Annotated in this window: 5 protein-coding genes and 1 pseudogene; 4 read left to right on the forward strand and 2 right to left on the reverse strand. The window is 65.7% G+C overall.

Annotation, left to right across the window (positions count from 1 at the left end; translation table 11 throughout):
• Positions 1 to 52: 52 nt before the first annotated feature.
• Positions 53 to 547 carry a lipoprotein LpqH gene (locus tag VFH65_RS10355; protein WP_353321208.1) on the reverse strand — a complete coding sequence of 165 codons (495 nt, stop codon included), beginning with the start codon at positions 545 to 547 and terminating at the stop codon, positions 53 to 55.
• 116 nt (positions 548 to 663) lie between these two features.
• Between VFH65_RS10355 and VFH65_RS10360 the strand changes: the two genes are divergently transcribed.
• Entirely contained in the window at positions 664 to 1,824 is a 1,161-nt protein-coding gene (locus VFH65_RS10360) for a winged helix DNA-binding domain-containing protein (protein ID WP_353321209.1), read from the forward strand.
• Positions 1,825 to 1,893: 69 nt separating this feature from the next.
• Here VFH65_RS10360 and uvrA read toward each other — a convergent pair whose 3' ends face one another.
• Positions 1,894 to 4,806, reverse strand: coding sequence for an excinuclease ABC subunit UvrA (gene uvrA / locus VFH65_RS10365; protein ID WP_353321211.1), 2,913 nt, complete (start codon positions 4,804 to 4,806; stop codon positions 1,894 to 1,896).
• A 129-nt stretch (positions 4,807 to 4,935) separates the two neighbouring features.
• Between uvrA and VFH65_RS10370 the strand changes: the two genes are divergently transcribed.
• From VFH65_RS10370 to VFH65_RS10380, 3 genes and pseudogenes are all read left to right on the forward strand, one after another.
• The gene (locus VFH65_RS10370) at positions 4,936 to 5,616 is read left to right on the forward strand and encodes an MBL fold metallo-hydrolase (RefSeq protein ID WP_353321213.1); all 681 of its coding nucleotides are present in this window, start codon (positions 4,936 to 4,938) and stop codon (positions 5,614 to 5,616) included.
• Between the two features lie 29 nt (positions 5,617 to 5,645).
• On the forward strand, positions 5,646 to 6,530 hold the full coding sequence (locus VFH65_RS10375) for a fructose bisphosphate aldolase (protein ID WP_353321214.1): 885 nt from the start codon (positions 5,646 to 5,648) through the stop codon (positions 6,528 to 6,530).
• Positions 6,518 to 6,765, forward strand: a pseudogene (locus VFH65_RS10380) (apolipoprotein N-acyltransferase); the annotation flags it as partial. The gene VFH65_RS10375 and the pseudogene VFH65_RS10380, both read left to right, overlap by 13 nt.

Consider the following 6,765-nt stretch of genomic DNA (forward strand, 5'->3'; position numbering starts at 1 on the left):
TATGGACGCGGCGGGCGTGCCATGCCCGCCCGCCGCTTCTGAGTAGGACCAATCAGCTGCAGCTCACCTTGATTTCGAATTTCTTGGTGATCATGCCTGCCATCGGGTTCTTCATGTCGGCGCCCTGCGCCTCACCGGTGATGGTGTAGGTGTCGCCGTCGACCTTCACCTCGGCCGAGCCGGTCTTCATGCCCATGTTGTTGGCCACGGCCAGCGCGTTGCCGTCGACAACGAGGGCCAGGGACTCGACGACCGGGGTCGCCTCGTCGGTCATCACCACACCCAGTGCCTGTTGAGGGCCTGCGGCACCGCTGCCGATGTTGATCTTGCCGGCCTGCTTGACGCAGGTGACCGACGCGGGATCCAGGCCCGCCAGATCGGAACCTTCGACCTTCACCTCGGTTGCACCCCCGGTTGAGACCTCGGAGCCGCCTGCGGCGGCCGGGCTCGAAGCGGGCGCAGGTTCGCTGCCCTTGTCGTCGGAGCAGCCCACCAGGACGGTGGCCGCGGCGGCCAGACCGATCAGACCCGCGACTACTCGATTCATCGTTGTTCCCTTCGTTCGTGCGTCGCCGCTATGGCGCCGTCACGGAGAAGTCAAGACGGGCCGGATCGCTACCGATCCCAACTTCTGTCGGTCACCACCGGTACGGTGCCGGAACTGTGCGGTCATTCACGGTGGACGAGCGACGGGCCCGCCTTGCGCGGCGCCATTTCCTCAGTGAGGGTGCGGCGTCGATAGGCGATGTGACGGCGGATCTCGTCGGCCTCCATGCCACCGACCCGGGGACCCCGTACTTGTCGCTGTGGGCGCGACTGCCCGGGTTCACCATCGCCGACCTGGATGCCGAGCTCTACAAGCGCCGCTCGCTGGTCAAGCACCTCGCGATGCGTCGCACGTTGTGGGTGGTGCGCGCCGAAGACCTGCCGCTGATCCAGCCGGGGGCCAGCGACCGGGTGGCCGACACCGAACGCCGGCGTCTGGTCGCGGACGCGCAGAAAGCCGGAATAGCGTCCGATGGCGAGTCCTGGCTGGATACCGCGGGCGCGGCGGTGTTGCGACAACTGGCCAAGTGCGGAGAAGCCAGCGCGAAGGAGCTGCGGGCGGCGCTGCCAGAGCTGGCAGGCAGCTACGACTATGCGCCCGGCAAACGCTGGGGTGGCGAAACACCCTTGGCCCCAAGGATATTGACCGTGCTATCCGTTCGCGGCGATATCGTCCGCGGCCCAAACGACGGTTCGTGGACGGTGTCGCGGCCGCGCTGGGTGCCGATGGCCGACTGGTTGGGCGCCGCGGTCTCGACGGAGGCGGCAGAGGTGGCGCGCACCGAGCTGGTCCGCAGGTGGCTGCGGACGTTCGGCCCAGCGACGGTCACCGACATCAAGTGGTGGTTCGGCAACACACTGACGTGGGCGCGGCAGGCGCTGCGCGATATCGAGGCGGTGGAGGTCTCCCTGGACGGCGCCGCCGGTTTCGCGCTGCCTGACGACCTGGACGTCGCGCCGGACCCCGAACCGTGGGCTGCCCTGCTGCCGGGCCTGGATGTGACGACGATGGGCTGGTACGACCGGAATTGGTATCTCGGCGAGCACCGCAGCCATGTGTTCGACACCAACGGCAATGGCGGCACCACAGCCTGGTGGAACGGGCGGATCGTCGGCGGATGGGGGCAGGATCCGGACGGGCGGGTCGAGGTGCGGCTGCTCGAAGACGTCGGCCGCGACGCGAAGCGGGCATTGGACCGGCGAGCCGAGGAGCTGACCGCGTGGCTCGACGGGGTGCGGGTCAGCCCGCGCTTTCCGTCGCCGATGTCGAAGCGCTAGCGCGCCGAGAGTCGGGAAGATGACGAAAATCAGGCCGGGTTCCGTCATATATCCGACTGTCGGCGCCAGCTAGGCGCTGACCTTGCGACCGTTACGACCGTTACGCCTCTTCCGTGACGGCCGCGGCACGCCCAGCGCTTCGGCAAGGAAGTGCCCCGTATAGCTGTCGGGATTCTCGGCGACGTCCTCCGGGCTTCCCTCTGCGACCACCGTGCCGCCGCTGGCTCCACCCTCGGGACCCATGTCGACAATCCAGTCCGCCGTCTTGATCACATCGAGGTTGTGCTCGATCACGATCACCGTATTGCCCTTGTCCACAAGGCCATTGATCACCTTGAGCAGCTTGCGGATGTCCTCGAAATGCAGGCCCGTGGTCGGCTCGTCGAGGATGTATATCGTCCGGCCCGTCGACCGCTTCTGCAGTTCGGCGGACAGCTTCACCCGCTGGGCCTCACCGCCGGACAGCGTCGGCGCCGGCTGCCCCAGCCGCACATAGCCCAGCCCAACCTCGACCAACGTCTTCAGATACCGGTGAATCGACGTGATCGGCGCGAAAAACTCGGCCGCATCCTCGATCGACATGTCCAGCACCTCGGCGATGGTCTTGCCCTTGTAGTGCACCTCCAGCGTTTCCCGGTTGTAGCGGGCGCCCTGGCACACCTCACACGGGACATACACGTCGGGCAGGAAGTTCATCTCGATCTTGATGGTGCCGTCGCCCGAGCACGCCTCGCAGCGACCGCCCTTGACGTTGAACGAGAATCGGCCCGGCTGATACCCGCGCACCTTGGCCTCGGTGGTGGCCGCGAACAGCGTGCGGATCTTGTCGAACACGCCGGTGTAGGTGGCCGGGTTGGACCGCGGGGTTCTACCGATCGGCGACTGGTCGACCCGCACCAGCTTGTCTAGCTTGTCCAGCCCGGTCACCCTGGTGTGTCGGCCCGGCACCTGCCGCGCACCATTGAGTTTGTTGGCCAGCACCGACGCCAGGATGTCGTTGACCAGCGTCGACTTGCCCGAACCCGACACACCGGTGACCGCGGTCAGCACGCCGAGCGGGAACGCCACGTCGATCTCTCGCAGGTTGTGCTCACGCGCACCGACGACCGTCAACTGGCGCCTGCGGTCGGCGGGCCGCCGGATCGCGGGCACCTCAATGCTCTCTTTGCCCGAAAGATACGCTCCGGTAAGCGAATCCGGGTTGCTCAGCAGCTCGTCGTACGGGCCGCTGTGCACGATCCGGCCGCCGTGCTCCCCCGCAAATGGGCCGATGTCGACCACCCAGTCGGCATGGGCGATGGTGTCGAGATCGTGTTCGACGACAATCAGTGTGTTGCCCAAATCCCTTAGCCGGACCAGTGTTTCGATCAGCCGGCGGTTGTCCCGCTGATGCAGCCCGATGGACGGCTCGTCGAGCACATACAGCACGCCGACGAGCCCAGAGCCGATCTGCGTCGCGAGCCGGATGCGTTGCGCCTCACCACCGGACAGTGTCGCCGCCGCCCGCGACAGCGACAAGTAGTCCAGGCCGACGTCGAGCAGGAACCCGAGCCGCGACTGGATCTCCTTGAGCACCTGGCCCGCAATGGCCTGCTCCCGCGATCCCAGCGTCAACGCATTCAAGAACTGCGAACAATCGGCGATCGACAACTCGGCTACTTCGGCGATCGATTTCGCGCCAAAGTCCCCCGCCGCCAACGTGACCGCGAGGATTTCCGGCTTCAATCGGGTGCCCTCGCATTCTGGGCACGGCACGTCGCGCATGAAGCCCTCGTAGCGCTCCTTCATCTGCTCGGAGTCCGTCTGCTCCATCCTGCGCTGCAGGAACGCCATCACGCCTTCGAAATCGGCGTAATACGAACGGGTTCGGCCGTAGCGGTTCTTGTACCGCACGTGGACCTGTTCATCGCAACCTTCGAGGATCGCTTTGCGCGCCTTGGCGGGCAGCTTCTTCCACGGCGTGTCGACGTCGAAGCCCAACGCATCGCCGAGCCCGGACAACATCCGGGTGAAGTACTCGGCAGTCTGCCCCATCGACCACGGCGCAATTGCGCCCTCCGCCAGCGTCAGATCCGGATCCGGAATGACGAGTTCGGGGTCGACCTCCTTGCGGATGCCGAGCCCGGTGCACTCCGGACACGCGCCGTACGGCGAGTTGAACGAGAACGATCGCGGCTCAAGGTCGTCGACCGCCAGGGGGTGGCCGTTGGGACACGCCAGCTTCTCGGAGAACCGCTGCTCGCGATGCGGGTGGTCGTCTTCGCGATCCACGAACTCGAGCACGACGATGCCGTCGGCCAGATTCAGCGCCGTTTCCACCGAATCGGTGAGCCGCTGCTTGGCGCTGGACTTGACCGTCAAGCGGTCAACGACCACCTCGATGTCGTGCTTTTCCTGCTTCTTCAGCTTCGGCGGGTCAGTCAGCGAATGCACCACGCCGTCGACGCGCACACGGCTGTAGCCCTGCGAGTTCAACTTGTCGAACAGGTCGACGAATTCGCCCTTGCGGGTCCGCACGACCGGGGCCAGCACCTGAAAGCGCAACCCCTCGTCCATCGCCAGCACCTGGTCGACGATCTGCTGCGGAGTCTGCCGAGCGATCCCCGCCCCGCACACCGGGCAATGCGGGGTGCCGGCCCGTGCGTAGAGCAGGCGCAGGTAGTCGTAGACCTCGGTGATGGTGCCGACGGTCGACCGCGGGTTGCGGTTGGTCGACTTCTGGTCGATGGACACCGCAGGCGACAGGCCCTCGATGAAGTCGACGTCGGGTTTGTCCATCTGGCCAAGGAACTGGCGCGCGTACGCCGACAGCGACTCGACATAGCGGCGCTGCCCCTCGGCGAAGATCGTGTCGAACGCGAGCGATGACTTGCCCGACCCGGACAGACCGGTGAACACGATCAAGGCATCACGAGGCAGGTCAAGGTCGACGCTTTGCAGGTTGTGCTCGCGGGCACCCTTGACAATCAGGCGGTCAGCCAACGCTGTCCTTCCGGTTCCTACCCAAATTACGCAATTTGCTTCCATGCTAGGGGTACCCACCGACAAGTTCCCGATCGCTGCCGGAGGCGCTTTCAGACCGCAGCTGAGCGTGGGGATAACGTGAGCACCATGACAGTCGTCGACGACAACTACACCGGTCACGTCGATGCCCGCACCGCGGCTCGGCGCACGCTCCCCGGCGCGTCGATCGTCAAGGTTTCAGTCGGCCCGATGGACAACAACGCTTATCTGGTCACGTGTTCCCAAACCGGCGAGACACTACTCATCGACGCCGCCAACGACGCCGACATCCTGCTGGAGTTGATCCAGCGATACGCGCCGAAGCTCTCGCTGATCGTCACCAGCCACCAGCACCAGGACCATTGGATCGCCCTGACCGAGGTCGTCAAGTCCACCGGCGCACCGACCGCCGCTCATCAACTCGACGCGGCTGCGCTGCCCGTCAAACCGGACCGAGTGCTGGCCCACGGCGACACCGTCAAAATCGGTGAGCTGTCCTTCGACGTCATTCACCTGCAGGGCCACACACCGGGATCCGTCGCTCTCGCGCTGGACGGCGTCGACCCCGAAACCGGGGCGACGCATCTGTTCACCGGCGACTGCCTGTTCCCCGGCGGTGTCGGCAAGACCTGGAAAGAGGGCGACTTCGAGCAACTGCTGGGCGACGTGACCAGCCGGGTGTTTAACGTCTACGGGGACTCGACGGTCGTCTACCCCGGACACGGCGACGACACGACGCTCGGGGCCGAACGCCCGCAACTAGGTGAGTGGAAAAAACGAGGCTGGTAGCAGCAAAGGAAGAGGAGTAGAACCCGAACATGAACACCGAACAGCTTGAGAAGGCCAGGACAGGTTCCGGCTTCATCGCCGCACTGGACCAGAGCGGTGGAAGCACGCCGAAGGCGTTGAAGCTCTACGGCATCGAAGAGGACGCCTACTCAGGCGACGAGCAGATGTTCGATCTGGTGCATGAAATGCGCACCCGCATCATCACCAGCCCCAGCTTCGACGCGGATCGGATCCTCGGCGCGATCCTGTTCGAAATGACCATGGACCGCGAGATCGAAGGGCGTCCCAGCGCCGACTACCTGTGGAACGTCAAGCATGTCGTGCCGTTCCTCAAGATCGACAAGGGGCTGGCCGACGAACAGGACGGCGCGCAGACGATGAAGCCGATGCCCGGCCTCGACGACCTGCTGGACCGCGCCGTCGCCAACGGCATCTTCGGCACCAAGGAACGGTCTGTCATCAAGCTGCCCGGCAAGGGGCTCGACGCGGTGGTGGCGCAGCAGTTCGAGGTCGCCAGGCAGGTCCTAGCGAAGGGCCTGGTGCCGATCATCGAGCCGGAGGTCGACATCAAGAGCCCCCGCAAGGCAGAAGCCGAAGAGCAGCTCAACGCTGCTCTGCTCGACGGGGTCAGCAAGCTCGACGACGACCAGGTCGTGATGCTCAAGCTGACGCTGCCCGATACCGACAACCTCTACAAGCAGCTCGTCGACCACCCGAAGGTGCTCCGCGTGGTGGCGCTGTCCGGCGGTTACAGCCGCGACGAGGCCTGCGAGCGGCTGGCCCGCAACAACGGTGTCATCGCGAGCTTCTCGCGTGCGCTGACCGAGGGGCTGACCGCGCAGCAGAGCGACGACGAGTTCAACGCCACCCTCGATGCGGCGATCGCCGGCATCGCCAAGGCATCAAGCACCTGAGTTCGGTTCGGGGCCACGCGGCGGCATTTCTTGCCGGCGCGCTGGTCGCCCTAGCCTTCCCCGCCGCGTCGTGGTGGTGGCTGGCTTGGGTCGGCCTGGTCCCGTTGCTGCTCGTTGTGCGCGACGCGCCCACCGCTGGACAAGGGGCGCAGCGCGCGTGGATCGGCATGGCCGGCTACGTGCTCGCCACCCAATACTGGCTGCTGGCCAGCGCAGGCCCGCTGCTGCCGGTGAT

Source organism: Mycobacterium sp. (assembly GCF_035697385.1).
Taxonomy (GTDB): Bacteria; Actinomycetota; Actinomycetes; order Mycobacteriales; family Mycobacteriaceae; genus Mycobacterium.

Excerpts from the sequence above, each read along its gene's own strand:
- VFH65_RS10355 (WP_353321208.1), bottom strand. The coding sequence starts at position 547 with ATGAATCGAGTAGTCGCGGGTCTGATCGGTCTGGCCGCCGCGGCCACC.
- VFH65_RS10370 (WP_353321213.1), top strand. The coding sequence starts at position 4,936 with ATGACAGTCGTCGACGACAACTACACCGGTCACGTCGATGCCCGCACC.
- VFH65_RS10375 (WP_353321214.1), top strand. The coding sequence starts at position 5,646 with ATGAACACCGAACAGCTTGAGAAGGCCAGGACAGGTTCCGGCTTCATC.